General features: G+C 72.3%; 22 protein-coding genes and 1 pseudogene. 13 read left to right on the top strand and 10 right to left on the bottom strand.

What is annotated here, in order from left to right:
• Positions 1 to 7 precede the first annotated feature (7 nt).
• On the top strand, positions 8 to 2,419 hold the full coding sequence (locus AB0N81_RS20820; protein ID WP_365360311.1) for a right-handed parallel beta-helix repeat-containing protein: 2,412 nt from the start codon (positions 8 to 10) through the stop codon (positions 2,417 to 2,419).
• Here the strand turns inward: AB0N81_RS20820 and AB0N81_RS20815 are convergent.
• Complete coding sequence (locus tag AB0N81_RS20815; protein ID WP_365360614.1) at positions 2,379 to 4,643, bottom strand: hypothetical protein; 2,265 nt, start codon at positions 4,641 to 4,643, stop codon at positions 2,379 to 2,381. The genes AB0N81_RS20820 and AB0N81_RS20815 overlap by 41 nt on opposite strands.
• A gap of 300 nt (positions 4,644 to 4,943) precedes the next feature.
• On the opposite strand from AB0N81_RS20815, the gene AB0N81_RS20810 reads away from it, so the two are divergent.
• A complete protein-coding gene (locus tag AB0N81_RS20810; protein ID WP_365360309.1) occupies positions 4,944 to 5,825 on the top strand; it encodes a DeoR/GlpR family DNA-binding transcription regulator in 882 nt (293 codons plus the stop codon).
• 62 nt (positions 5,826 to 5,887) lie between these two features.
• A complete protein-coding gene (locus AB0N81_RS20805; RefSeq protein ID WP_365360307.1) occupies positions 5,888 to 6,391 on the top strand; it encodes an SRPBCC family protein in 504 nt (167 codons plus the stop codon).
• Positions 6,392 to 6,408: 17 nt separating this feature from the next.
• Here AB0N81_RS20805 and AB0N81_RS20800 read toward each other — a convergent pair whose 3' ends face one another.
• Complete coding sequence (locus AB0N81_RS20800; RefSeq protein WP_365360612.1) at positions 6,409 to 7,506, bottom strand: PLP-dependent cysteine synthase family protein; 1,098 nt, start codon at positions 7,504 to 7,506, stop codon at positions 6,409 to 6,411.
• Positions 7,507 to 7,837: 331 nt separating this feature from the next.
• Between AB0N81_RS20800 and AB0N81_RS20795 the strand changes: the two genes are divergently transcribed.
• Both AB0N81_RS20795 and AB0N81_RS20790 read left to right on the top strand, forming a co-directional pair.
• Complete coding sequence (locus AB0N81_RS20795) at positions 7,838 to 8,170, top strand: hypothetical protein (protein WP_365360305.1); 333 nt, start codon at positions 7,838 to 7,840, stop codon at positions 8,168 to 8,170.
• A gap of 193 nt (positions 8,171 to 8,363) precedes the next feature.
• Entirely contained in the window at positions 8,364 to 8,837 is a 474-nt protein-coding gene (locus AB0N81_RS20790; RefSeq protein ID WP_365360303.1) for an ATP-binding protein, read from the top strand.
• Between the two features lie 98 nt (positions 8,838 to 8,935).
• On the opposite strand, the gene AB0N81_RS20785 is transcribed toward AB0N81_RS20790, so the two are convergent.
• The 3 genes from AB0N81_RS20785 to AB0N81_RS20775 are packed head-to-tail and all read right to left on the bottom strand — an operon-like array spanning position 8,936 to position 12,623.
• On the bottom strand, positions 8,936 to 11,497 hold the full coding sequence (locus AB0N81_RS20785; protein ID WP_365360610.1) for an FtsX-like permease family protein: 2,562 nt from the start codon (positions 11,495 to 11,497) through the stop codon (positions 8,936 to 8,938).
• A gap of 5 nt (positions 11,498 to 11,502) precedes the next feature.
• On the bottom strand, positions 11,503 to 12,315 hold the full coding sequence (locus AB0N81_RS20780) for an ABC transporter ATP-binding protein (protein ID WP_365360301.1): 813 nt from the start codon (positions 12,313 to 12,315) through the stop codon (positions 11,503 to 11,505).
• Positions 12,312 to 12,623, bottom strand: a complete 312-nt coding sequence (locus tag AB0N81_RS20775) for an SHOCT domain-containing protein (RefSeq protein ID WP_365360299.1) — start codon at positions 12,621 to 12,623, stop codon at positions 12,312 to 12,314. Before AB0N81_RS20775 ends, AB0N81_RS20780 begins: the two co-directional genes overlap by 4 nt.
• Before the next feature lie 199 nt (positions 12,624 to 12,822).
• Here AB0N81_RS20775 and AB0N81_RS20770 point away from each other — a divergent pair, with 199 nt between their 5' ends.
• From AB0N81_RS20770 to AB0N81_RS20745, 6 genes are all read left to right on the top strand, one after another.
• Positions 12,823 to 13,425: a TetR/AcrR family transcriptional regulator gene (locus AB0N81_RS20770; RefSeq protein WP_365360297.1), complete on the top strand. Its 603-nt coding sequence runs from the start codon at positions 12,823 to 12,825 to the stop codon at positions 13,423 to 13,425.
• Positions 13,426 to 13,436: 11 nt separating this feature from the next.
• Positions 13,437 to 13,832, top strand: a complete 396-nt coding sequence (locus AB0N81_RS20765) for a cupin domain-containing protein (protein WP_365360295.1) — start codon at positions 13,437 to 13,439, stop codon at positions 13,830 to 13,832.
• A 23-nt stretch (positions 13,833 to 13,855) separates the two neighbouring features.
• On the top strand, positions 13,856 to 14,440 hold the full coding sequence (locus AB0N81_RS20760; RefSeq protein WP_365360293.1) for a DUF4865 family protein: 585 nt from the start codon (positions 13,856 to 13,858) through the stop codon (positions 14,438 to 14,440).
• A complete protein-coding gene (locus AB0N81_RS20755) occupies positions 14,437 to 15,387 on the top strand; it encodes a phosphotriesterase (protein ID WP_365360291.1) in 951 nt (316 codons plus the stop codon). The genes AB0N81_RS20760 and AB0N81_RS20755 overlap by 4 nt, the downstream gene beginning before the upstream one ends.
• 78 nt (positions 15,388 to 15,465) lie before the next feature.
• On the top strand, positions 15,466 to 16,065 hold the full coding sequence (locus AB0N81_RS20750) for a TetR/AcrR family transcriptional regulator (RefSeq protein WP_365360289.1): 600 nt from the start codon (positions 15,466 to 15,468) through the stop codon (positions 16,063 to 16,065).
• A 169-nt stretch (positions 16,066 to 16,234) separates the two neighbouring features.
• Entirely contained in the window at positions 16,235 to 17,527 is a 1,293-nt protein-coding gene (locus tag AB0N81_RS20745; protein ID WP_365360287.1) for an MFS transporter, read from the top strand.
• On the opposite strand, the gene AB0N81_RS20740 is transcribed toward AB0N81_RS20745, so the two are convergent.
• Positions 17,520 to 18,068 (bottom strand): hypothetical protein, encoded by a 549-nt coding sequence (locus tag AB0N81_RS20740; RefSeq protein WP_365360285.1) that lies wholly within the window; start codon positions 18,066 to 18,068, stop codon positions 17,520 to 17,522. The two genes, AB0N81_RS20745 and AB0N81_RS20740, sit on opposite strands and share 8 nt — an antisense overlap.
• A gap of 56 nt (positions 18,069 to 18,124) precedes the next feature.
• Entirely contained in the window at positions 18,125 to 19,357 is a 1,233-nt protein-coding gene (locus AB0N81_RS20735; RefSeq protein WP_365360283.1) for an ROK family protein, read from the bottom strand.
• An 84-nt stretch (positions 19,358 to 19,441) separates the two neighbouring features.
• Between AB0N81_RS20735 and AB0N81_RS20730 the strand changes: the two genes are divergently transcribed.
• Positions 19,442 to 20,842 carry an MFS transporter gene (locus tag AB0N81_RS20730; RefSeq protein ID WP_365360281.1) on the top strand — a complete coding sequence of 467 codons (1,401 nt, stop codon included), beginning with the start codon at positions 19,442 to 19,444 and terminating at the stop codon, positions 20,840 to 20,842.
• A gap of 51 nt (positions 20,843 to 20,893) precedes the next feature.
• The gene (locus AB0N81_RS20725; RefSeq protein ID WP_365360279.1) at positions 20,894 to 21,637 is read left to right on the top strand and encodes a maleylpyruvate isomerase family mycothiol-dependent enzyme; all 744 of its coding nucleotides are present in this window, start codon (positions 20,894 to 20,896) and stop codon (positions 21,635 to 21,637) included.
• 3 nt (positions 21,638 to 21,640) lie between these two features.
• Here the strand turns inward: AB0N81_RS20725 and AB0N81_RS20720 are convergent, their stop codons facing one another.
• The 3 genes and pseudogenes from AB0N81_RS20720 to AB0N81_RS20710 form a co-directional block, all read right to left on the bottom strand.
• Entirely contained in the window at positions 21,641 to 22,042 is a 402-nt protein-coding gene (locus AB0N81_RS20720) for a MarR family transcriptional regulator (RefSeq protein ID WP_365360277.1), read from the bottom strand.
• A gap of 67 nt (positions 22,043 to 22,109) precedes the next feature.
• Positions 22,110 to 22,774, bottom strand: a pseudogene (locus tag AB0N81_RS20715) (response regulator transcription factor).
• Positions 22,771 to 23,979: a sensor histidine kinase gene (locus AB0N81_RS20710; protein ID WP_365360608.1), complete on the bottom strand. Its 1,209-nt coding sequence runs from the start codon at positions 23,977 to 23,979 to the stop codon at positions 22,771 to 22,773. The pseudogene AB0N81_RS20715 and the gene AB0N81_RS20710 overlap by 4 nt, the downstream one beginning before the upstream one ends.
• Positions 23,980 to 24,033 lie beyond the last annotated feature (54 nt).

Genomic DNA, 24,033 nt, shown 5'->3' with positions numbered 1-24,033 from the left:
CAACTCCATGGCACAGGGCACGGTCCAGGTGACGCACACCGGCACGTCGCGGTGGCGGCGCCGCACCGGCGAGTACGCATCGCTCGCCGCTGCCTTGGAGGCCGCGAGCGACGGGGACGTGCTGACCGTCGCCGCCGGCACCTACCGCGAGAACCTCGTCGTCCAGCGCGCGGTGACCCTGCGCGGCCCCGAGAGCTCCCCCGGCTCGGTGCGCATCGCGCCGTCCGACGGGGTGCCGCTGACCGTCCGCGCCTCCGCGGTCGTGCAGGACCTGCTCATCGAGGGCCAGGACTCGTCCGCGCCCGCGCTGCTCGTCGAGGACGGCGCCCCTGAACTCATCGGCATCCGCGTGGTGACGCGGTCCGCGGCCGGCATCGAGGTGCGCGGCGGCGCGCGTCCGACGGTGCGCCGCTGCACCGTCGACAACCCCGGCGGCATCGGCATCGCGGTGCTCGACGGCGGCGGCGGTGTCTTCGAGGAGTGCGAGATCGTCGCCGCGGGCCAGTCCGGCGTCGCGGTGCGCGGCGGCGCCCATCCCCGCCTGGAGCGCTGCCGCGTGCACCACGCGTCGGGCGCGGGTCTCTCGGTGACCGGGGAGCACACGGGGCTCGAGGCCATCGGCTGCGAGGTGTACGAGGTCAAGGGTTCGGGTGTGCAGGTCACCGGGCGGGCCGCGGCGCACCTGACCGACTGCGACGTGCACCGCACCACCTCCGACGGCGTCACCCTCGACACGGACGCCGTGCTCACCCTCGCCGACTGCCGCATCCACGACATCCCGGAGAACGCGATCGACCTGCGCTCGCGCTCCGTGCTCACCCTCACCCGGTCCACGGTGAGCCGGTTCGGGCGCAACGGCCTTTCGGTCTGGGACCCCGGCACACGCGTGGACGCCAACCAGTGCGAGATCCACGACAGCACGGGCGACTACCCGGCGGTCTGGGTCAGCGACGGCGCGACCGCCGTCCTGGAGTCGTGCCGGGTGCACGACGTGCCGGACGCGCTGTTCGTCCTCGACCGCGGCTCGCGCACCGACGTCGTCGACAGCGATCTCTCCCAAGTGCGCAACACCGCCGTGTCGGTGAGCGACGGCGCGACCGCGCAGCTCGACGACTGCCGCATCCGCGAGGCGGCCACGGGCGCCTGGTTCCGCGACCACGGCAGCGGCGGCACCCTCGCCAACTGCACGATCGACACCGTCCAGACGGGCGTCATCGTCACCAAGGGCGCGGACCCCACCATCGAGCGCTGCACGGTCACTTCACCCGCCGAGGCCGGTTTCTACGTCTCCGCGGGCGGCCGCGGCAGCTTCCACGGCTGCCGGGTCGGCGGCAGCGACGGCTACGGCTTCCATGTCATAGACGGCTGCCGTACGACACTGAAGAAGTGCCGCACGGAGCGGTGTACGCGCGGCGGCTTCGAGTTCTCCGAGGAGGGGCCACTCGTCGAGGACTGCACGAGCGACGAGAGCGGCGGCCTGCGCACCCCGGCACCGGCCGCGCAGGCGACGCCGACCGTGCAGACGGCCACGCAGACCGTGGGGCTGCTCGGTTCCGTACCGGCGCAGCAGGCCGCGCAGCCGGCCGCGCCCCCGGACGGGAAGGCCGCCCGCGCCTCCAAGGAGGTTCTGGGCGAACTCGACGCCCTGGTCGGCCTGGACAGCGTCAAGCGCGAGGTGCGTGCCCTCACGGACATGATCGAGGTGGGCCGCCGAAGGCAGCTGGCCGGGCTCAAGGCCGCGTCGGTCCGCCGCCATCTGGTCTTCACCGGCTCTCCCGGTACGGGCAAGACGACCGTCGCCCGGCTCTACGGCGAGATCCTCGCCTCGCTCGGCGTCCTGGAGAGCGGCCATCTCGTCGAGGTGTCGCGGGTCGACCTGGTCGGCGAGCACATCGGCTCGACGGCCATCCGCACCCAGGAAGCCTTCGACCGGGCGCGCGGCGGCGTCCTGTTCATCGACGAGGCGTACGCCCTCTCGCCCGAGGACTCCGGGCGCGACTTCGGCCGCGAGGCCATCGACACGCTCGTGAAGCTGATGGAGGACCACCGCGAGGCCGTCGTGGTGATCGTCGCGGGCTACACCGCGGAGATGAAGCGGTTCCTGTCGGTCAACCCCGGTGTGGCGTCCCGTTTCTCACGGACCATCACCTTCAGCGACTACGCACCCGAGGAGCTGCTGCGGATCGTGGAGCAGCAGGCCGACGAGCACGAGTACCGCCTCGGCACGGGCGCGTCGGAGGCGCTCCTGAAGTACTTCACGGCACTTCCGAAGGGGCCCGCGTTCGGCAACGGCCGCACCGCGCGGCAGACCTTCGAGGCCATGGTGGAGCGGCACGCGGGCCGGGTCGCCCAGCTCGACGAGCCGAGCACGGACGACCTCACCCTGCTGTATCCGGAGGATCTGCCGGAGCTGGTGTGACCGCGTCCGTCTCCGCCTGCCTCGGGGGCGGCACAGCGGCCTTGAGGCGGGCGAGGAGCCGCGCCCGTTCCTCGGCGAACGCGGGGTCGGCCTGGTAGTCGCTGTGGCCGAGGATCGGCGCGGGCAGCGGATGCCCTTCAGTACGGCCGTAGGCGAGGGGGTCCTTGAGGGCGGCGCGGTCGACCTGCGGGCCGCAGTCGCCGTGCAGCTGGATGGGGCCGCCTATCGGGTCCGTAGGCCGGTACAGGTTGCGCCAGCAGTCGACCTCGCGGTGCAGGGAGGTCAGGGCCGCCGGGCCGAAGTGGGCGGGGAACCACCGGCCGTAGAGACGCTCCAGGGGTGAGCCGTAGGTGAGCAGGGCGACGCGCTTGCGGACCGAGGGGCGCAGCTGCCAGGCGGCGGCCGCCGCGAGGACGCTGCCCTGGGAGTGGCCGGAGAGGACGAGGCGGCCGCCCGTGGCGCTGGTGGCGCGCGTCCAGCTGGCCATCCGCCAGGTCAGGTCGGGGACCGCGCGCTCGGCGTAGCAGGGTGGGGCGAAGGGGTGGGCGGCGCGCGGCCAGAAGGTGCCGACGTCCCAGAGGATGCCGATGGTGCGGCGGGCCGAGGCGTCCTTGTAGGCGCGGCGGCCCCAGGTGACGAACAGTATGAAGCCGAAGCCGATCAGCCAGGAGCCGAGGGCCTGGGCGGTCTCCGCCGCCCCCTCCAGGATGCTGGGCAGGCCGCGCGCGGCTTCGGCCGGCACCTCGTCGGTCACCCACGCGCAGGTGAGCGCGGCGGCGCCGAGCAGCAGTGTCACGGCGGAGATGATGCCGACGAGCAGGGGCGCGCGGTCGGTGAGGGCGGCTCGTGCGCGCGTGCCCGCGATGCGGCGGGTGCGGGTGAGGTCCGTGCGCTCGTCGGGGTAGTCCCGCGCCAGCTGCGCCATCTCGTGGCGCTTGCGCTGCATGGTCCGCACGGCGAACCAGCCGCACAGCAGCGCGACGACCACCAGGAGCGGCGGGATCACGGACGCCTGCCAGGTGAGCAGCACGGCCGGTCCCTCTATCGAGCCCTGGGTGCCGTCCAGCCAGTCGGACACGCGCTGTGCGCCGCCGCCGGTCATGACCCCGCCGAGCGCGCAGGCCAGCATGGCGACGGCGGGTCCTCCGAAGCCGCGGATGGCGGTGCGGGAGTCGGGAGAGGTGCGGTACAGGAGGTGGGCGACCACCGCGAGGCACAGGATCAGGAGGCCCTGGACGAGCGCGATGCCGCCGAACGTGGCGTCGCCCGGCAGCCTGCCCTCGGAGCGCCAGCCGGGGCGTGACCATCCCGCGTACAGCAGGACGAGCCCGAGGAGGACGAGCGCGCCCATGGGCAGCCAGCGGACCAGAGTTTTGTCCAGCTTCCGGTCGAGCCTGTTCTCGGTGCGCCCTCTGCGGCACACCACCCACACGACGACTCCCCCGCCCAGGAGGAGCGTCGAGTCGAGCAGCCAGCCGAGGGCGTCCAGCAGCGCGGGGCCGCCCGGGCGGCGGTCGTGCCGTGCGGCGGAGGTGCCGACGGCCGCGGCGACGGTGAGCAGCCCCGCCGCCGTGTGGGCGGCGCGCAGCCGGGCCACCAGGCGCCGTCCGTACCAGAACCCGGGCCTGCCGAGCGCGGTGCGGCTGGTCTCCTCCTCCGGGTCGGGCTGCTGGGGCAGCGGCTGCTGGGACTCGTACGCGCTCCATGTGCGGTGGGACAGGTACCAGAGCAGGCCGGTGAGCGCGGCGGGCAGCAGCGCGGCGAGGGCGAGCCTGCGGCCGGGCTGGGACCACCAGCCGCCGTGGCCGGAGCCGTCGGTGGCGAGGAAGCCGAGCCAGTCGCGTTCGCCGGCGCACTCGGGGGTGCCCGCGCACTGCCAGGCCGTGAGGTCGAGCGCGAGCTCGCAGGCGGCGGCGACGAGCAGCACGGTGAGGGTGAGGCCGACGAGCCGCACCAGGAGGCCGTAGGTGCGCACGAGCCGTTTACGGTGGCGTGAGGTGGGGCGCATCCAGTGGGCGAGGTTGACGACCATGAAGGGCAGCAGCAGGAGCCACAGGGCCCGGGAGCCGTTGCCGGACGTCAGGTTGCACCAGACGTACGCCTCGGGCACCGGTTTGCCTCGGTAGTCGTCGGGGCGCCGCTCCGCGTCGGCGTCCTCGGTGCGGCGGAACATGGCCGCCGTGTCGTCGCCGGTGATCCGCACGGTGCGCGGGTCGTCCAGCATCCGTTGCGGTGTGGTTCCCCCGACTCCGTGGACCAGGAGTTCGAGTGCGGTCTCGTCCTGCGTGGCACGCTCCACTGTGGCTTCCCCCGAGATGCGCGTGGTGAGAGGACAAGGATCTCGGCTCGTGGCGCTCCGCGCACCCCTCGTCACGTAATCTCCCCCTTCCTGATGGCTTTCCGCTCTTTCCGGCCGGTGCGGGGGCCCCGGTCGATGGCACGGCTCCCGATGGCCCGTGCGAGGATGAGGCAGCGCGCCGGGCGGGCGCGACGGGCGTGACGAGGCAGAAGGGCCGGACCGGGCGTGAGCGACAACCAGAACCTCCTCGCCGAGCAGCGCCGTGCTCTGATCCTCGACGAGGTGCGCCGTCGCGGCGGTGTCCGCGTCAACGAACTCACGCGCAAGCTCGGTGTGTCCGACATGACGGTCCGCCGCGACCTCGACGCGCTGGCCCGCCAGGGTGTGCTGGAGAAGGTCCACGGCGGCGCGGTCCCGGTGGTCGAGGCGAGCACGCACGAGCCGGGCTTCGAAGCCAAGTCCGGTCTGGAGCCGACCGCCAAGGAGGACATCGCGCGGACCGCGGCGTCCCTGGTGGCGCCCGGCACGGCGATCGCGCTCTCCGGCGGTACGACGACGTTCGCCCTGGCCCACCACCTCCTGGACGTGCCGGATCTGACAGTGGTGACGAACTCGGTGCGTGTGGCGGACGTCTTCCACTCCGCGCAGCGCACCTCGGGGCAGCGGCAGGGCGCGGCGACGGTCGTGCTGACCGGTGGGGTGCGGACCCCGTCGGACTCCCTTGTCGGCCCGGTCGCGGACCAGGCGATCGGGGCGCTCCATTTCGATGTGCTCTTCCTCGGTGTGCACGGCATATCGCTGGAGGCCGGTCTGTCGACGCCGAACCTGGCGGAGGCGGAGACCAACCGGCGTCTGGTGCAGTCGGCACGGCGCGTGGTGGTGGTCGCGGACCACACCAAGTGGGGGACGGTGGGCCTGAGTTCGTTCGCGAGGCTCTCGCAGGTCGACACGCTGGTGACCGACGCGGGGCTGCCCGCGGACGCGCGCTCGGAGATCTCCGAGCATCTGGACCAGCTCGTGATCACGGGTGAGCACGCGACGGCCGGGGACGCCGAACCCGTCGCCGCCGTGGGCGCGGACGACTCCGAGGCCGACGCAGACATCTGACGACCCGCCAGCTAAGGTGACGGTGCTCGGTCAACCGTCCGTCCGCTGGGGGGCAGAGGTACATGGCACGCCGACTGAGCCCTGTGGGGCTCGACTTCGTGGATTCCGCTCCGGTGCGGCTGGTCTTCGTGCGCGAGGTGAGCGCGCCTCCCGAGGCGGTGTTCCGCGCTCTGGCCGACGACGTGACGGGCTGGCCCCAGTGGTTCACGGCGGTCACCCTGTGCCGGCCGACCGGCGGCGGCGCGGGCCGTGAGGTCCGGCTCAAGGGCGGGACGCGCTTCGAGGAGTCGATCCTCGCCGCCGACGCTCCGGAGCGGTACACCTACCGCGTCGACGAGACGAACGCGCCCGGCCTGCGCGCCCTCGTCGAGGAGTGGCGGCTCACCCCGACAGACAACGACAACGACACCGGCGCCGGCAGCGGCACCCGGGTGCAGTGGACCTTCGCCATGGACGGCGTCGCACCCTTGCGCGGTGCCCTGAGGATCGGCCGGGCGGGTCTGGGCCGGGCGTTCCGCGACGCCGTGACGGCTCTGGACCGGCGGCTCGCCGCGGCCAAGGCGTAGCCCCGGCCGGGAGGCGGCTACTCGGGCCAGGCCCCCGTGGTCAGGAGCGTGTCGATCGCCAGCGCGTACGGCGCGATGTCCAGCCCCTGTTCGGCCAGCCAGACGTCCGAGTAGTACTTGTCCAGATAGCGGTCGCCGGGGTCGCAGATCAAGGTCACGACGCTGCCCGTGCGGCCCGCGGCCACCATCTCGGCGACGATCTTCAGGGCGCTCCACAGGCCGGTGCCGGTCGAGCCGCCCGCCTTGCGGCCGATGGCCTGCTCCAGAGCGCGTACGGCGGCGACGGACGCCGCGTCCGGCACCTTCATCATGCGGTCGATCGCGCCGGGCACGAAGCTCGGCTCCATGCGGGGCCTGCCGATGCCCTCGATGCGGGAGCCGCAGTCGCTCGTCGCGTCCGGGTCGTTCTTCGTCCAGCCGTCGAAGAAGCAGGAGTTCTCCGGGTCGGCGACGCAGATACGGGTGTCGTGCTGCATGTAGTGGACGTAGCGCGCGATGGTCGCCGAGGTGCCGCCGGTGCCCGCCGTGGCGACGATCCACGCGGGCTCCGGGTACCGCTCCAGCCTCAGCTGCTGGTAGATCGATTCGGCGATGTTGTTGTTGCCCCGCCAGTCGGTGGCCCGTTCCGCGTAGGTGAACTGGTCCATGTAGTGCCCTCCCGTCTCGACGGCGAGGGCCGCGGACTCCGCGTACATCGTGCGCGGGTCGTCCACGAAGTGGCACCGGCCGCCGTGGAACTCGATCAGGCGGATCTTCTCGGCGCTGGTCGTGCGTGGCATCACCGCGATGAAGGGCACTCCGGTCAGCTTCGCGAAGTACGCCTCGGAGACGGCCGTCGACCCGCTGGACGCCTCGATGACCGGCCGTCCTGGCCTGATCCAGCCGTTGCACAGGCCGTAGAGAAACAGCGAACGGGCGAGGCGGTGCTTGAGACTGCCCGTCGGATGGGTCGACTCGTCCTTCAGGTACAGGTCGATGCCCCACTGTTCGGGCAGCGGGAAGCGCAGCAGGTGCGTGTCGGCCGAACGGTTGGCGTCGGCCTGAACCTTGCGAACGGCTTCTTTGAGCCACGAGCGGTACGTTTCGTCGCTCTGGTCGACGTCGAGCGTCGGCATCGGCCCGTCGGCTCGAATCTGCTGTGGGGTGCTCACGGCGGGGCTCCTTCGCGTCGTGCCGGACGCGATTCGACGCGGCCGTACACCTCGATCTTAAACACCCTCCACACGCGCCTCACCTGCATAAACACACCTTTGAGCACCTCAAAGGCACAGCTGGCGCAGTCCCTGGGAGGGGCGTCACGGCACGCTGCAGGCCGCTCCGCCGAAGCGCTCGTCCCACGTCTCCATGCGCACTGGTGCTCGACGCCGGGTACGTGCAGACTTCACCGCACGGGGCACCCGCCCCGGTCGGAGCGATTCACCGAAACGCACAAGGGGGCTCGGAGACATGGCAGAGCCGGAGTTCACGGCTACAGGCGTGCGGATCGGGCGGCGCTTGCGCTCCCTCACGCGTGCCGGCCAGGTCCGTATCGCCGACGGCCGGCTGGAGTTGCTGACCAGCTACGGCACGGAGATCGACAGCGCGCCACTGCGGGCGGTGCGGACGGGCAAGCCGTGGTTCGCCGCGGACGACCGGGCTCTCGCCGAAGTGAACGGCACCCTCTATCGGCTCACCCTCGGCGATCACGAACTGCGCCCCGGTGAGGCCGGGCCGCCGACGGTGCGCAGGTTCATCGAGGCGGTGCGCAGCGCCACGGAACACGAGCGCCCGCGAAGCTGAACGGACCCTCCGCACCACGCGCGAGTTGCACGCCCCCACCCCCTGGGTCACTCTGGTCTCACATCACTCTGGGTTTACCGGCGATGACGCTGCGAACCAGCCCCGCCGGACACACAGCAGGCGGCAGACCACGCGGCCCCTGCTGGATCCGATCGTCGTCCTCTTCCGGACCTCAATTCGGGGAGTCGCAACCGTGATCAGCCAGCCAAGCAGGCATTGCACGGTAGAGCTCCAAGCCCTGCCGTCGCGGATCGGCCAGGTCCGCAGAATCGTATCTGCGCAGTTGCGCTACTGGCATCTCGATCCCTTGATAGACCAGGCCGCCCTCGGCGTGACGGAGTTGCTCACCAACGTTCACCGGCATGCCGAGCCGGACAAGATGTGCACCGTGGAGATCGAGCTGCTGCTCGAGCGGCTCACGGTCTCCGTCCACGACCACGATCCCCGGCTCCCCCAGATCAATGCCGGGGACTCCCTCGCCACCTGCGGCAGAGGGCTCGCGATGGTCGCGGCGGTGAGCGAGAGCTGGGGCGTGCGTCCGCAGGGCGACGCGGGGAAGATCGTGTGGTTCACGCTGCCGGCCCCCTCCCCCGTGGTGACCGTCTCCTCATATCCCGTGTACCGGGTGGCCGAGAAGACTCCCGCCCGGTCGGCCGTTGTCGGCTGACCGGGCGGTGAGTTTCCGCTCGACGTGCGCCAGGGCCTGTGCCGGACGTCCCGCCCTCCGGCCGGACGACGGGACCTCCGACGCGGGCCCTTGGGCCGTCACTCGGTGGCGATGGCCCTCAGCACGTCGAGCCGTGCCGCCCGGCGAGCCGGGCGCAGGCCCGCCAAGGCTCCCGCGGCCGGCCCCACCAGGGCGACCACCGCGAGCTGCACCGGAGGCACGGCGAACGCGAAGTCGCTCTCGGTCGTGCCGTCGGACGCCTTGACGAGCACCCAGCCGAGGAAGCCGCCGAGCGCGAGCCCGCCGACCGTGCCGAACGCGGCGACGAGCACCGACTCCCAGCGGACCATGGCCCGCAGCTGGGCCCTGGTCTGGCCGACCGCGCGCAGCAGACCCAGTTCGCGGGTGCGCTCGTGGATGGCGAGGGTCAGCGTGTTGGCGATGCCGAGCAGGGCGATGAGCACCGCCAGGGCGAGCAGCGCGTAGACGAGGGTGAGCATCATGTCGATGCCGCCGGCCGAGGCCCGCGCGTATTCGGAGCGGGTCTGCACGTCCGGGTAGCCGTGGTCCTGCGCGGTCTTCGCGATGGCGGACTTGCCCTCGGCGGTGCTCACGCCGTCCTTGAAGGTGACGGAGACGACGCTGTCGGCGTCCTGCATGCGGTGCGGCGCCCAGGCCTCGCGGGTGATGACGTAGTCACCGGCGAGCTCCGACCTGCCGTAGACGGCGCGGACGGTGAAGGTCTCCTTCTCGCCGTCGGCGAAGGCCAGTTCGGTCCGGGAGCCGACCTTCAGGTCCAGTTTCTCCGCCTCCGACCGTGTGATCGCGATGCCGTCGTCGCCGAGTGCGTCCAGGGACCCGTCGACCTTGCCGAGTTCGAAGGAGGCGGCGAAGGGCTTCGGGTCGGTGATGGTGAGGGCGCGTCCCTCGCCGTCGACTTCCGCGGCGCCCTTGCCCAGGCCCACGGCCGTCTCGACCTCCGGCCGCTGTGCGAGCGCGGGGGCCAGCTTGGGGCTGAGCCCGCTGCCGCCCGCGCCGAAGCCGGGGGTGCTCACCGCGACGTCGCCCGCGAAGGAGCGGTTCACGGACTGGTCCATCGTGGCCTTCAATGAGGCGCCGAAGACCGTGAAGAGGGAGACGACCGCGACGCCGATCATCAGCGCGCTCGCGGTGGCCGCGGTCCGTTTGGGGCTGCGCAGGGCGTTGCGCCTGGCCAGGCCGCCGGGGACGCCGCGCAGCCGGTCCAGGGGTCCGCCGAGGATGCGTACCGCTCGCGAGGAGGCGACCGGTCCGAGCACCACGAAGGAGACGAGGGCGAGGGTGGCCCCGGCGCCGGCGAGCCAGACCGACGGGCTCACCAGGACGCCGGTCAGGGCGAGGCCCACGGCGGTCAGTGCGAGTCCCGCGCCCACGACGGCTCGCCCACGCGAGGCTCCCGAGTGGTCGACGGCGCTCTCGCGGAGAGCGGCCAGGGGTGCGGTGCGTCCGGCCCGTGCGGCGGGCAGCAGCGCGGAGCCGAGGCAGACCACGACGCCGACGGCGAGCGGAAGCAGCATGGAGAGCGCGCTGATCACCAAGTCGCCCTCGGGGAAAGGGAATCCGATGGCGGGGAAGAGTGTTTGCAGTCCGGCCGCGATACCGATGCCGCCCGCGAGGCCCGCGGCCGACGCGATGACGGCGACGACGCTCGCCTCGACGAGGGTGGAGGCGGTGACCTGGCGGCGCGAGGCGCCGAGGGCGCGCAGGAGCGCGTTCTCGCGGGTGCGCTGGGCGACGACGATGGCGAAGGTGTTGTGGATGCTGAAGGTGGCGACCAGCAGCGCCACTCCGGAGAACACCAGCAGGAAGCTGGTGAAGAGGTCGAGGAACTGGCCGGAGATGTTGTCGGTGTTCTCCACCGCCGACGCCTCTCCGGTGATCGCCTCAACTCCCCTGGGCAGTACGGGTGTCAGCGCGTCGACGAGCTCCTGCTGGCTCACTCCGGGGCCGGCCCGCACCCGGATGGCCGAGGCTTCGCCTGGCTTCGCGGTGAGGTACTTCTCGGCGTCGGCCTGCGTCATTCCGGTGAAGGTCGTCTGCGCCATGCCGTCCTCGCCGCCGAACGTCGCGAGGCCCACGACGGTGACCTGGACGGGGTCGGGGGTGCGCAGCGTCGTCGTGTCGCCGACCTTCAGGTCTCCGGCCTCGGCGGCGCCGCGGTTGACGACGACCTCGCCGGACCTGGCCGGGGCGCGCCCTTCGGCGAGTCGGTACGCGTTCAGTTGCTCGTCGTCGATCCAGTTGCCCGCGAGGGTGGGCGGGCCCTGGCCGCCGACGGGTTCGCCGTCCTTGCCGAGGAGCTGCCCCGCGCCCTCGATGCCGGGTGCGGCGGCGGCCACCTGTTCGGTTTCCTCGATCTTCTCGACGAGGTCGGTCCGGACGGGCTTTCGGGTGCCCTGGCTGTCGTCGGGTGTGGTGATGGCGTCGGCGCTGCGGACGACGGCGTCGGTGCCGCTGGTGGCGTTGCCGAACATCGTGTCGAAGCCGGCGCGCAGGGTGTCGCCCATGACGAGCGTGCCCGCCAGGAAGGCGACGCCGAGCATGACGGCGAGGAACGTACCGGCGAAGCGGCGCTTGTGGCCGCGCAGCGAGGACATGCTGATGCGCGCGGAGGCGCCCAGGGAGCTCATGACGAGGGCCCTTCCGTGCGGCCGCCCGGGGCGAAGCCCGCGGGCTGCCGCGTGTCGAACGCCTTCAGGCGGTCCAGGACCTTGTCGGCGGTCGGCCCCTCCATGCGGTCGACGAGGCGCCCGTCGGCGAGGAAGACGACCTCGTCGGCGTGGGCGGCGGCCACCGGGTCGTGGGTGACCATGACGACGGTGCGGCTCATTCGGCGCACGGCTCGGCCGAGCAGGTTCAGCACCTCTTCGCCGGAGCGCGAGTCGAGGTTGCCGGTCGGTTCGTCGGCGAAGACGACGTCGGGGCGGCCCGCGAACGCCCGTGCCACGGCGACGCGTTGCTGTTGGCCGCCGGAGAGTTGGGCGGGCCGGTGGTGCAGCCGGTCGCGGAGCCCGACGACGTCGACGAGGGCGTCCGTCCACTCGCGGTCGCCGCCGGTGCCCGCGAGGTCCATGGGCAGCGTGATGTTCTCGGCGACCGTGAGTGTCGGCACCAGGTTGAAGGCTTGGAAGACAAAGCCGACGCGGTCGCGGCGCAGCAGCGTGAGCCGTCGGTCGTCCAGCTTGCCGAGCTCCGTGTCGCCGATGAAGGCGGCGCCGGAGGTGAGCGTGTCCAGGCCCGCCGCGCAGTGCATCAGGGTGGACTTGCCCGAGCCCGACGGTCCCATGATCGCGGTGAAGCGTCCGGCCGGGAAGTCGACGCTCACCCCGTCCAGGGCCCGTACGGCGGTGTCGCCGCTGCCGTAGACCTTCACGGCGTCGGTGACGCGCGCGGCGCCGGTGGCCACGGGCCGGGCGGGCCGTCCGGTCGCGGTGCTCATGCGGCACCGCCCTTGGAGGTAGGGCCGAACTCCTCGCTGAGGACGCTCAGCCTGCGCCAGTACTCGTCCTCGTCGATCTCGCCGGTGGCGAAGCGGTGGCCGAGCACGGCGATGGGCGAGTTCTCGTCGACGCCGGTGCGGCCGGTGGACGCGGCGGGTCCGCCGGCACCCCGGAACGGGCCGCGCCGGCCTCGCCCCACGGTGCGGCGGAGCAGGGTGACGGCGCCGATGACGACGGCCGCCCAGATCAGCGGGAAGAAGAAGATCCACGGGCCGGGCCCGCCGTCCCAGTGCGCCAGGGTCTGCATCTGAAGTCATCTCCTCCGAAGCGGGTTTCTGCGATGCCTCCAAACTCGCCCCGGGGGCGCCCTCTCGTCGTCGTACGGCCAGCGGCACCACGCGTACCACCCGGGGAGTACGCAGGACGTACGCGTCTGCTCCCGCCGCCGCCGAATCTCTGTACCTACTAGTATGTTCTCTGTACCTATTAGTATGTACAGTGAGCGCATGAGCACTCCGGAGCGTCTGATCGAGTCCACCCGCGAGCTGCTGTGGGAGCGGGGGTATGTCGGCACGAGCCCCAAGGCCATCCAGCAGCACGCGGGCGCAGGCCAGGGCAGCATGTACCACCATTTCGACGGGAAGCCCGACCTCGCGCTCGCCGCGATCAAGCGCACCGCCGAGGAGATGCGCGCCACCGCGGAGGCGGTCCTGGGCGGCGACGGGACGGCGTACGAGCGCATCGAGTCCTATCTGCTGCGCGAGCGCGACGTACTGAAGGGCTGCCCGGTCGGGCGGCTCACGATGGATCCGGACGTCATCGCGAGCGACGAGCTGCGCGCGCCCGTCACCGAGACGCTCGACTGGCTGCGCGACCGGCTCACCGGGATCGTCGAAGAGGGCTGTTCCCAGGGCGAGTTCGGCGTCGCGCTCGATCCGCGGGAGACCGCGTCGGCGGTCGTCGCGACGGTGCAGGGCGGCTATGTGCTGGCGCGCTCGTCGGGTTCGCCCGCCGCGTTCGACGCGGCGGTGCGCGGCCTGCTCGCGCTGCTCGCGGCCGCGCGCACCACGCCACCCACGGCTCGGCCCCGCACCACCACCACACAGTAGGGATTCGTACGTTGCACATCACCCGGAACCGGCCCGACAGCCGACAGGGCCCCGCCGAGCACTTCACCGGCACCGTCTGGCTCGACGAGATCGCCGCCCCCGACGCCCCTTCCCGACTGCGTATGTTCAGCGTCCACTTCGCGCCGGGCGCCCGCACGGCCTGGCACAGCCACCCGCACGGCCAGGTCCTGCACGTCACCGAAGGCGAGGGGCTCGTACAGCGTGCGGGAGGTCCGGTCGAACCGATCCGGGCCGGGGACACGGTCTGGATCGAGCCCGGCGAGGCGCACTGGCACGGCGCGGGGCCGCGCACCTTCATGACGCACCTGGCCGTGGTCGAGGCGGCGGCGGACGGCACCACCGCCGACTGGGGCGCCCTGGTCGACGCCGACGCCTGCCCCAACTGAGCCCGACACCAAGGGAGTACACCATGCATGCGATGCAGTACGAGATCACTCTGCCCGCCGACTACGACATGGGCGTCATACGCCACCGGGTCGAGTCGAAGGGCCACCTCCTGGACGATTTTCCCGGGCTCGGCTTCAAGGCGTATCTGATGCGCGAGCGCGGCAGGGACGGTTCGCCCGTGAACCAGTACGCGCCGTTCTACCTGTGGAACACCGCCGAGGGCATGAACTCCTTCCTCTGGGGGCCCGGCTTCCAAGGGCTCGTCGACGACTTCGGTCGACCGGTGGTGCAGAACTGGACGGTCCTCGCGTACGAGGAGGGCGACGCGGCCGGAGCCGTGCCGAGGACGGCGGTCCGGCGTCATCAGCGGATCGCCGCACCGACGCCACTGTCGGAGTACGCGGGTGAACTCGCCGCCGAGACGCGGAGGTTGGCGCGCCGACGCGGCGCGGTGAGTGCGTTGACCGCCGTCGATCCGCGCACCTGGGAGGCCGTGCACTTCTCGCTCTGGGAGCACGAGGCACCGGACGTCCCCGGCGACGTCTTCCAGGTGCTGCACCTCTCGGCGCCCGAGCGGGAGAAGCTGCCGCGCGGACGGCAGTGGTGACCGCGGCCGCGGCAGGGGGCGCGGTCGGCGACGGGGGCCCGACGGTCCGTACCGTCCTCGGAGATATCGGCCCGGCCGACCTCGGCGTGTGCGACGCCCACGACCACCTCTTCCTCCGCAGCCCTCGCCTCCCGGGCCAGGAGCTGGACTCGGCCGACGCCGCGGCCGCCGAACTCGCGGCGTTCCACGCGGCGGGCGGGCGGAGTGTCGTGCAGTGGACGCCGCACGGGATGGGGCGGCACGCCGAACTGCTGCCCGAGCTGTCGAGAGCGGCGGGCGTCCACCTCGTCGCCGCGACGGGGCTGCACCAAGCGGCCCACTACGCACCAGAGTTCCTCGACAGGCTCCGCGCGAACGGCCTCGCGGACCTCTTTGCCCGTGAACTCACCGACGGAATCGGGGAGTCGGGCGTGCGGGCCGGGCTGATCAAGGTCGCGGGCGGCTTCCACGGCCTCGACGGCCATGCGCGCCGGACCATGAAGGCGGCAGCCGAGGCGCACCTCGCGACGGGCGCGCCGATCGCCGTCCACCTCGAGCTGGGGACCGGCGCACTGGACGTACTCGACCTGCTCTGCGGCGAGTTCGCCGTCCCGCCGCACCGGGTGATCCTCGGCCACCTCAACCGCGCCCCCGACCTCGCGGAACATCTCCAGGCCGCCGCGTCCGGCGCCTATCTGGCCTTCGACGGCCCGTCCCGATCCCATCACGCCACGGACTGGCGCATGCCGGACGCGGTCCGTTCCCTCGCCGACGCGGGCTTCGGGGGCCGCCTCCTCCTCGGCGGCGACACGACGACGGCGGGGGCGCGGTCGGTGCACGGCGGCCCTGGCATGCCCCACCTGCTGCGGCGGGTGCGGCCCCGGCTCGAACTCGCCGTGGGCGACGAGCTGATGGAGCAGGTCATGACGGTGAACCCGGGGCGGGCTTTCGGAGTGGACTGGCGGTAGGCACCCGCCCTCGGCAACGTGCCGCACGGCTCGCGCCCCGTATTGCACTGACCGTTCCAAAAACTGTACGGTACCGACATGGCCCGACCGAGGAGTTTCGACGAGGAGCGGGCCCTGGACGCGGCGATGCACGCCTTCTGGACGAACGGCTATGAGGCCACATCGACCCAGGATCTGTGCGAGGCCACCGGCCTGGGCCGCAGCAGCATCTACAACACGTTCACCAGCAAGCACGAGCTGTTCCGGCGGGCCCTGACCCGGTACATGGACACGATGAACGCCGCCCAGGCCGAGATCCTGGAGGACGTGGAGCGGCCGGCCTCGGAGCGGTTGCGCGCGCTGTTCACCCGGATCGTCGAGGGCGAGTTCGAGCACTGCGAGAACGGCCACAGCATCGGCTGCCTCACCGTCAACTCCACCGTTGAGCTCGCCGGGCGCGATCCCGAGGCCGCCAGGTTGCTGGAGCGCGACCTCGCGACACGGCTCACCGCCCTGCGCGCCACGATCCGGGCCGGTCAGCGGGACGGCGACATCACGTCCGGGCGGGACGCGGACACGCTCGCCCGCTACGTGAACGCCGTCATCGGCGGCATGCGGATCTCCGCGCAGGGCGGCGCCGACCGGGCCGCCCTGTACGCCATCGCCGAGACCGCCCTGGACGCGCTGGCGGCCCGGTGACCGGGTGACCGGACAGCGCTCTCAGGCGTGGCCCGCACCATGAACTCCGCGTAACAGCACCACCCCTCGCGACTTCACGCGCCCTTCCGTCCCTTTTCACGCCTTTGTTCTGTACTGACCCATCCAAAACCGACCCACCCAAAACCTTCCGGACAGGAGGACACCCTTCATGCCCCGCGCCGTATACGTGCTGGCCCTCGGCATCTTCGCCATGGTGACCAGCGAATTCGTGGTCGCAGGACTGATGCCGCAGATGGCCGACGGACTGGACGCCACGATCCCCGAGATCGGCTATCTCATCACCGCCTTCGCCGCCGCGATGGCGCTCGGCGGCCCCTTCCTCACCGTCGCCGTGCTGAGGATGCGTCAGAAGCGCGCTCTACTACTACTGTTCGGCATTTTCCTGGCAGGCAACGTGCTCGCGGCCCTCGCACCCGACTACCGGACCATGCTGGTCGCGCGCGTCCTCACCGGCATCGCCTCACAGGCGTTCTTCGGCGTCTCCATCTCGATGGCCTCCCGCATCACCCGGCCCGAAGTACGCGGCCGTGCAGTGGCGGTGGCCCTCAACGGACTCATGCTGGGAACCCTGCTGGGACTTCCGTTCGCCACGGTCGTCGGTGAACACCTGGGCTGGCGTGCCGCGTTCTGGGCCATCACCGTCCTGACCGTGCTCGCCGCCGCTGCCACGCTCGCCGGCGTACCGAGCACCGACGGCGAGAGCGAGGAGAACGGCAGCCTCCGCCAGGAACTCGGCGCCTTCCGCAACCCCCGGCTGTGGCTCGTCCTCACCACGAGCACCTTTGTGATCGGCGCGACCTTCTCCGCCTTCAGCTACCTCAACCCGATCCTCACGGAACTCACCGGCTTCTCCACGGGGACCGTCCCGCTGCTCCTCATCGCGTACGGCGCCGCCACCGTCATCGGCAACACCGTCGTGGGCCGGCTCGCCGACCGCCGCACCCTCCCCGTGCTCGTCGTCGGCATCGCGCTGAACCTGGTGTTCCTCGTCGGGTTCGCGGCCTTCGCCGAGCTGACCGTCCCGGCCGTCGTGTTCATGCTCGGCATCGGCCTGGTCGGCGTCACCATGAACCCGGCCCTGGTGACCCGTGTCCAGCGCACCGGCAACGCCAGGTCGCTGGTCAACACGGTCCACTCGTCCTTCATCACGCTCGGCATCATCATCGCCACGTCCGTCGGCGGCCCCGCCATCGACACGTTCGGACTGCGGGCACCACTGTGGACAGGCGCCGCGCTGGCCGCGCTCGGGCTCGTCTCGCTGATACCCGATCTCGTACGCCGGAGGAGCGTGTCCCCGGCTTCGCCCTCGCTGTCGCCCTCGGCGGCCGAACGTCCCGCGCCCGCCGGAACCGTGGGCGGGGCCGTGGGTGGGCCCGTGGACGGGGCCGTGGGTGGGGCCGTGGGTGGGGCCCCCAACGAGGCGCCCCAGCCCGTCAGTTGAGCCACCGGCTTCCGGCTCGGTTCTTCGCGATGTTCCGTGTCTTCCTCGTGCGGGCCGAATCGGCGACCAGGGCGAGTACCGCCGACGACGTCGACCTGTCGGCGAGGAAGCGCTGCATCCAGTCCGTGACCTCCGCCAACTCGGCCGGTGTCGGCACGTGACCGTCCTCGACGGTCAGGTAGAACAGCCAGTCGTGGATGCGGCGGCGGATGAACTCGCGGTACACCTCAGCATCGAACCGGTCGATCTCCGGCAGCAGTTCGGCCGACCACCGCCGGAACTCGGCCGGACCGGACACCTTCCCCGCGATCTCGTCCACGAGGGCGACCACCGCCGTCTTGGCCCCCATCACATCGGGGTCGCGCAGGATCGTGGCCACGATCGCGCGATCCCGGTCCCGGCTCCGCGAGGAAGCGGTCACCGAGACGACGCGAAGGTACGCGGACGTTCGGGCGTGGTCGTCCGCGACAACTTCGTCGACGTCCACATCGGCGATGCCGGCCCCCGCCAGCAACTCGGCCACATCAGAACGCAGTGTCAACGCGTCGCCTCTTCTCGCAGACCGTACTCCGACATCACGGGCACCACCCCCTGGACCTAGCCCAGCGCCCCCAGGGGGTCGTCGAGCACCGGCTGCCAGGCCAGCTCGGCGGCCCCCACCAGGCTGTTGTGGTCCAGCGTGCAGGCCAGGATCGGCACGCCGCCGCTGCGTCCCCACAGGCTCCGGTCCGCGACGACGGCGCGAAGCCGCTCCGGGTCGGCCTCCAGGAGGGCGCGGTGCAGGCCGCCCAGGATGATCCTGTCGGGGTTGAGGATGTTGACAAGACCGGCGAGCCCGAGGCCGAGCCGGTCGATCAGGGCTTCGGCCGCGGCGCGCACGGACGGGTCGCCGTACGCGTTGCGGAGCAGGCCGCGGGCCTGTACGAGCAGCCCCTCGGGCCCCGGCTCCCGGCCCGCCTCCGTGAGGAAGGCGAGGGGATCCGTCTCGACGTCCAGACAACCCCGGCTGCCGCAGTAGCAGGGGCGCCCCTCGGAGTTCACGGTGAGGTGGCCCACCTCCAGGGCGAGCCCCGAACTCCCCGTGTGCAGACGGCCGTCGAGGACGAGGGCGCCGCCGACACCGCGGTGGCCGGTCGCCACACAGAGCAGGTCCCGGGCGCCGCGGCCCGCGCCGTGCCGGTGCTCGGCGAGAGCGGCGAGGTTCACGTCGTTGCCCGTGAAAGCCGGTCCCGCGATGCCCGCCTCCCGTACGCAGTCGGCGAAGATCTCGCTGACCTGCGCGCCCGCGGGCCACGCCACGTGCAGCGGATTGAGCGCGGTGCCCTCGGGCTGGGCGACCGCGGACGGCACGGCGAGGCCCGCGCCCACACAGCGCCTGCCCGTCTCGCGCAGCAGCCGCGCACCCGCGTCGACGACCGACCCGAGAACCTGCGCGGGGTCGGCGCCGACCGTCTCGCAGCCCGGCGCGGTCGCCACGATGCCGCCGCCGAGCCCGACCAGTGCGGCCCGGAACCCGTCGGCGTGGACCTGCGCGGCGAGCACCACGGGCCCCTCCTCCGCGACGGCGAGCCGGTGCGAAGGACGGCCCTGCGAACCCGCGGCCGCGCTGGGCTTCGCGTCGATCCGGATCAGCCCGAGCGCCTCCAGCTCGGCGGCGACGGCGCCCGCCGTGGCGCGGGTGACGCCCAGCTCGGCGGTGAGCACGGCACGGGTTGGAGCGCGCCCGGTGTGGACCAGTTCGAGCGCGGGGCCCAGCGCGCCGCGCCCTCGCTCCAGGCGGGTACGCGTGGTCACTTCCCCCTCGGCACGGGGGTCAGCCTTGCCGTTCATGAGGGCGAGTCTCCCATGATCCGCACCTGGCCTCGCCGTTCAGCCGTCATCCGCTCGTTCCTCCCCTGAACCCTCGCGTACGCCGTGCCGCCACCGTCACGCGCTCTCCCGCGGCACCGCGAAACCGTCTTGTACGGGACCCGTGCGCACCCCTACTCTGACTTTGTGCCGCTACTAAACAAAATCGGGACCGCGGCGCCGCGGCCCTCCGTCCCCACTCCCGACCTCCGCCGTCTGCGCACCGCGCTGACCGTCTTCTTCGCCCTGGACGGCTTCGTCTTCGCCGGCTGGGTCGTCCGCATCCCCGCCATCAAGGAACAGACCGGCGCCTCGGCCGGTGAGCTGGGGCTCGCGCTGCTCGCGGTCTCCGCCGGGGCCGTCGTCACCATGACGCTCACCGGGCGGCTCTGCCGACGGTTCGGCAGCATCCCGATGACGGTGGCGTGCGGAGTGGCGCTGCCCCTGAGTGTCGCGCTGCCGCCGCTGACGGGCTCGGTCCTCGTCCTCGGCCTCGTACTGCTGTTCTTCGGGGCGGCGTACGGCGGCATCAGCGTGGCGATGAACAGCGCCGCCGTGGATCTCGTACGCGCACTGCGGCGGCCGGTGATGCCCAGCTTCCACGCGGCCTTCAGCCTGGGCGGCATGCTCGGCGCGGGCCTCGGCGGCCTGGTCGCCGGGCACCTCTCCCCCACCCCCCATCTGCTCGGCATCACCGCCGTCGGCCTGGCCGTCACCGCGGTGACGGCGCCGGCACTGCTGCGGCACGGGGCGGCGGCCGGACTCGGCGGAGCCGCCGCACCCCCTGCCGGTGCCCCCACCGCCGATGTCCCCGCCGCCGACGGCACCGATGCCGCGGAGCGCGGTGGTTCGCGTCGCATGGACCACCGCACCCGCGGGCTCGTGACGGTCTTCGGACTCATCGCGCTGTGCACCGCGTACGGCGAGGGTGCCATCGCGGACTGGGGGCCGCTGCATCTGGAGGAGGACCTGCACGCGCACCCGGGCATCGCCGCCGCGGGCTACTCGTGCTTCGCCTTCGCCATGACGATCGGCCGGCTCTCCGGCACCACGCTCCTCGAACGGCTCGGCAGGACCCGCACAGTGGTCGGCGGCGGTGCGACGGCGTGCACGGGGATGCTGCTCGGCGCGCTGGCCCCGTCGGCGGGCCTCGCCCTCGCGGGGTTCGCCGTCACCGGGCTCGGCCTCGCCAACATCTTTCCGGTGGCGGTCGAACGGGCGGGCGCGCTCGCCGGGCCGGGCGGGGTCGCCGCCGCGTCGACACTCGGCTACGGCGGCATGCTGGTCGGACCGCCGCTGATCGGGTTCATGGCCGACTGGTACTCCCTGCCCACCGCGCTGACGAGCGTCGCGCTGCTCGCCGCCGTCGCCTCGGTGATCGGCCTCGCGACACGGCGTACGGAAACGACGGAGCGTACGGGCGCCGCGGAGCGGAACGGGCCCCTGGGGCATACCGAATCGGTCTGACATCACCCGGAGCTTCCGGTTCCAGCGCACTCCATCCGACACAATCCCCGCATGGACATTTCCGAGCACATCCAAGTCGTGGACAGGGAGGGCCAGTTGCTGGCCCGCGCCGCCGCCGAGGCAGGGACCGAGGCGAAGGTGCCGACCTGCCCCGACTGGCAGGTGCGGGACCTGCTGCGGCACACAGGGATGGTGCACCGCTGGGCCGCGGCGTTCATCACCGAGCGGCGCAGCTCGTACCGGCTCGGCGGTGAACTCCCCGACCTGGACGGCGAAGCGCTCGTCGGGTGGTTCCGCGAAGGGCACGCCGCGCTCGTCGCGACGCTCGCCTCGGCGCCGCCCGACGTCGAGTGCTGGACGTTCCTGCCCGCCCCCTCACCCCTGGCCTTCTGGGCCCGGCGGCAGGCGAACGAGACGACCGTCCACCGGGTGGACGCGGAGTCCGCGCGCGCGGGCACCCCGTCACCCATCGACACCGACTTCGCCGTGGACGGCATCGAGGAGCTGCTGCTCGGCTTCCACGCCCGCGAGAAGAGCCGGGTGCGCACCGACATACCGCGCGTCCTGCGGGTGCGGGCCACGGACGCGCCGGACGAGCGGAGCTGGACCGTGCGCCTCTCCGACGGGCCGCCGGTCACCGAGCGCGGCATGGCGGCGCCCGCCGACTGCGAGGTGTCCGGGCCCGCTGCGCGGCTCTATCTTGCGCTGTGGAACCGGCTGCCGTTCCCTCAGGTGACGGGTGACCGTTCGCTGGCCGCACTGTGGCGGGACAAGTCCGCCATCGTCATGGGGTGACCGTCAGGCCCCGGGGGTGTCGAGCATCCGCTCGAGAACCGCTCGCTGCAAGGGGCGCACCTGGTGGTGCAGCGCGCGCCCCTTGGCGGTGAGGGAGACGCGCACGCCTCGCCGGTCCTCGCTGCACATGCCGCGCTCCACGAGGCCGTCCTTCTCCAGGCGTCCGATGAGGCGGGAGAGCGCGCTCTGGCTCAGATGGACCTGAGCGGAGATCTCCTGCACACGGAACGTACAGCCCCCGTCGTCCGACGACCCCTCGGCCAGCACGTCCAGGACCTCGAAGTCGCTCGCCCCGAGACCATGGGGGTGCAGTTCCCGGTCCAGCTCGCACACGGTGCGCGCATGCACCGCGAGGATGCCCCGCCACTGGTCCACGAGCCCTTGCTCGGCCGTTGTCGCCGCCATGGGACGCACGCTAGCAGAGATTCAAGTATCTGTTGCACCAGCATCTATTGCATATGCATGCATTCTGTCAGCCCAGCCAGCCGGGGCGCACCAGACCCGACTCGTAGGCGAGGACGACGAGCTGGGCGCGGTCCCGGGCGTTCAGCTTCACCATGGTCCGCTCACGTGCGTCTTGGCGGTGAGGGGGCTGACCACCAGACGGCGGGCGATCTCCTCGTTCGAGAGGCCGATGCCGACCAAGGCCATCACCTCCCGCTCGCGTTCGGTCAGCCCGCCGAGGGTGTCGACGGGCGCGGGCTCCTTGGAGCGGGCCGCGAACTCGGCGATCAGGCGGCGCGTCACGCCCGGCGACAGCAGTGCGTCGCCCTCGACCACCGCCCGTACCGCACGCAGCAGTTCCTCCGGTTCGGTGTCCTTCACGAGGAAACCCGACGCTCCGGAGCGGATCGCCTCGAAGACGTACTCGTCGAGTTCGAAGGTGGTGAGCATGACCACCTTCACGTCCTCCAGGCCCGGCTCGTCGGTGATGCGGCGGGTGGCGGCGAGACCGTCGAGCAGCGGCATGCGGATGTCCATCAGGACGACGTCGGGACGTGTCTCCCGCACCAGCCGCACCGCGTCCTCGCCGTCCGCGGCCTCCCCGGCGACCGCGATGTCCGGCTGCGCGTCGAGGAGCGCCTTGAAGCCTGCCCTGACCAGGGACTGGTCGTCGGCGAGCAGTACGCGGATCACTGGTCCTCCCGAGGTGCGGTGCGGGCCCTGGGGTCGCGGCCCGCCGCCAGGGGCAGTGTGGCGGTCACGCGGAAGCCGCCGTCCGGACGCGGGCCCGCCTCGATCGTGCCATCGAGGGCGGCGGCCCGCTCCCGCATCCCGGCAAGTCCGTTTCCGCTGCCGCCCGCGTCGGCGGAGGTGGCGGGTCCGTCGTCGTCGATCCGCAGGGTGAGCGACGCCTTCTCGTGGCGCACCAGCACGCGCGCGTGGCGCGAACCGGAGTGACGTACGACGTTCGTCAGCGCCTCCTGGACGATGCGGAACGCGGCGAGGTCCGTGCCCGGCGGCACCTTCGCGTGCGCGCCCTCGGTCGTGACGTCGACGGTCAGGCCCGCGCTCCTCGCCTGCTCGACCAGCTCGGGCAGCCGGTCGAGGCCCGGCGCCGGGGCGCGCGGCGCCTCCCCGGGGGCGCGCAGGGTGCCGAGGACCTGACGTACCTCCCCCAGCGCCTCCTTGCTCGCGGCTTTGATGGTGGTCAGCGCGGTGCGGGCCTGTTCGGGGTCGGAGTCGAGCAGGGCGAGGCCGACGCCCGCCTGGACGTTGATCACGGAGATGCTGTGCGCGAGGACGTCGTGCAACTCCCGTGCCATCCGCAGCCGTTCCTCGTCCGCGCGCCGCCTGGCGGCCTCCGCGCGCTCGGCCCGCTCCTTGGCCCACTGTTCGCGGCGTACGCGGCCGAGCTCGGACACGGCGACGATCGCGACGACCCACACGGCGGCCACGAGCTCCTCGCCCCAGGGGCGGGGTCCGTCGTCGCCGGGCGGCAGCCAGCGGTAGAGCCAGTGCGCGATCAGCAGGTGCCCCGCCCAGAGCCCGCCGACGGCCCCCCAGGCCGCACGCCGGTGTCCCGCGACGATCGCGGCGAAGCAGCCCACGGCGACGGCGAGGAAGACCGGCCCGTAGGGGAACCCGGCGCCGATGTAGACCAGGGTGAGCCCGGCGGTGGCGTACGCGACGGGCACGGGGTGGCGGTGGCGCAGCAGGAGCACCGCCGTGGCCAGGAACAGCAGGACCCGCGCGAGCGGGGCGAGGCCCTCGCGGTCCGGTTGGCCGTGCCCGGCGAACCCGGAACCGATCTGCACGAACACGGTGAGCGCGATCGTCGTCGGCCAGGGCAGCCGACGGCCCGTCGGCTCCCCGGTCCCGGTCCCCGCCCCCGTCCCCATCCCGGCGTTTCGCCAGGGCGGCCCGCCGACGGACCACCTGCGTTCGCGCTGCTC

This window comes from Streptomyces sp. NPDC093510, from assembly GCF_040683555.1.
Lineage (GTDB): Bacteria > Actinomycetota > Actinomycetes > Streptomycetales > Streptomycetaceae > Streptomyces.
Note: the sequence above shows the minus strand (reverse complement) of the source record. Positions and strands in the feature narration are given on the sequence as shown.